The following is a 1,994-nucleotide window of genomic DNA, read 5'->3' on the forward strand; positions in this document are numbered from 1 at the left end:
CTGTCCGGCCCGCACCCGGCGCTGTCCGGGTGCGGGCCGCTTGCGTCAGCAGGTCGACACGTCGGACTCGGCCAGTGCCTCGTCGCCCGCGCCCGGCGCCACGCCGCGGAGCAGGTGGGTGAGGAGGTCGTCGAAGACCTGGTCCAGGGCCGGGCCGACGAGTCGGCCGCTCGCGGCCTGGGTGGCCACGCCGTGGACGGCGACGAAGAGGATGTCGCCGATCCGGTCGGCGCTGCCGGCCCGGATCCGTCCCTCGTCCTGGCCCCGGGCGATCAAGGCGTGGAGGTCGTCCTTCAGCGGCTGCCAGGCCAGCTCCAGCCCGTCCGCGACCGCGGCGTCGTGCTTGCGGGCGAAGGCCAGCTCCAGGAGCGCGCCGTGTTCGGCGGCGAAATCGACGTACGCGCGGGCGAAGGCGAACACCTGCTCGCGAAAGCCCTCCCCGCTCCGGGCGAGACCGTTGCGGGCCGCGGCGGTCAGCCGCTGGACACCGGTGAGCGCGAGGGCGTCGAGCAGGGCGCGCCGGTCCTTGAAGTGCCGGCTGGGCGCGGCGTGGCTGACGTCGAGGGCCCGGGCGAGCTCGCGCAACGAGAGGGCGTCGACGCCTTGCTCGCGCAGTGTCTGCTCGGCGCGTTCCAGCAGCGCGGCGCGGAGGTCTCCGTGGTGGTACTGGCCCGTTCGCATGGGCATCAGCATACGAGCATGTAGTCATTGACTACATTGTTGTCGTTGACTACATTGGGCGGCGAGGCGGACCCGACGTCCGCCCGCGTCCCGCCGTACGAGGAGAGCCATGGACTTCGCCCGCAAGACCACCCTGATCACGGGAGCGTCCACCGGCATCGGAGCCGCCTTCGCCCGCGAACTCGCCGCCCGCGGATCGGACCTCGTCGTCGTCGCCCGCAGCGAGGACAAGCTGGCCGGCCTCCGCGACGAGCTGACGGCGGCCCACGGCGTCACCGTGCACGTCCTGCCGCTCGACCTCGCCCGTCCCGGTGCCGCGGCAGAACTGCAGCGGCGCGTCGAGGAACTGGGGGTGACGGTCGACGTCCTGATCAACAACGCGGGCTTCGGGACCTTCGGCACCGTGGCAGCCGCCGACCCGACCCGGATCGCCGAAGAGGTCCACCTCAACTGCTCCACGCTCACCGACCTGACCGCCAGGCTGCTGCCCGGCATGGTCGAGCGGGGCCACGGCGCCGTGGTCAACGTGGCCAGCACGGCCGCCTTCCAGCCGATACCCCGGATGGCCGTCTACGGCGCCACCAAGGCCTACGTGCTCTCCTTCACCGAGGCACTGGCGAACGAACTGCGCGGCAGCAACGTCCGGGCGCTCGCCATCTGCCCCGGCGCCACCGACACCCCCTTCTTCGACGTCGCGGGGGAGGAAGCGGCGGTGGGCGTGCGCCGTCGCCCCGAGCAGGTCGTCGCCACCACCCTGGCGGCCCTGCAGAAGGGACGGCCGAGCGTCGTCGACGGATTCCTCAACCGCCTCGGAACGCTGGCGCCCCGCTTCCTGCCGCGCCGCGCCACGGTCGCCGTCGCCGAACGCGTCACCCGGCCGGGCACGGCGGCCTGAGCATTTGGTCACCGGGGGGACGGGGGAGTACTGTTTTCCAGTCGCTCGGCAGGGAGCACCGGACACGCATCGGCGCGGACGGTCCCGGAGCGGCCAATCCACAGAATCAGCACTTCCCGGTTCGAGCCGGGTCGAACTTGCCATGGGCAAGCGCGACTCCGGCTCTTATGCGGCGTGCTCGTTTTATCGGATTGCGGCCGGATTCGCTTTTCGGAGCGGGGAAGGGCTAGAGTCTGGAACGTCGGACAGGGCGTCAAGCCCCGGAAGACACCGGCGAATTGGATGAACGAAGCCCCGGAAACGGAGCGGAAAACATCTGATAGGCTGGAAACACGAAAGAACGAAGCCCGGAGGGCCTGCTGGAAGGCAGTCCGAAGGAAGCGTCCGTTCCTTGAGAACTCAACAGCGTGCCAAAAGT

2 protein-coding genes are annotated in these 1,994 nt (G+C 70.6%); one reads left to right on the forward strand and one right to left on the reverse strand.

The window, feature by feature from the left end; genetic code table 11:
- Positions 1–45 precede the first annotated feature (45 nt).
- Positions 46–681, reverse strand: a complete 636-nt coding sequence (locus tag ACFV04_RS43660) for a TetR/AcrR family transcriptional regulator (RefSeq protein WP_380349866.1) — start codon at positions 679–681, stop codon at positions 46–48.
- Between the two features lie 109 nt (positions 682–790).
- On the opposite strand from ACFV04_RS43660, the gene ACFV04_RS43665 reads away from it, so the two are divergent.
- Complete coding sequence (locus ACFV04_RS43665; RefSeq protein ID WP_380349869.1) at positions 791–1,576, forward strand: SDR family NAD(P)-dependent oxidoreductase; 786 nt, start codon at positions 791–793, stop codon at positions 1,574–1,576.
- The last annotated feature ends 418 nt before the right edge of the window (positions 1,577–1,994 follow it).

It is taken from the genome of Kitasatospora sp. NPDC059599 (assembly GCF_042735125.1).
Lineage (GTDB): Bacteria > Actinomycetota > Actinomycetes > Streptomycetales > Streptomycetaceae > Kitasatospora.

Excerpts from the sequence above, each read along its gene's own strand:
- ACFV04_RS43660 (WP_380349866.1), bottom strand. The coding sequence starts at position 681 with ATGCGAACGGGCCAGTACCACCACGGAGACCTCCGCGCCGCGCTGCTG.
- ACFV04_RS43665 (WP_380349869.1), top strand. The coding sequence starts at position 791 with ATGGACTTCGCCCGCAAGACCACCCTGATCACGGGAGCGTCCACCGGC.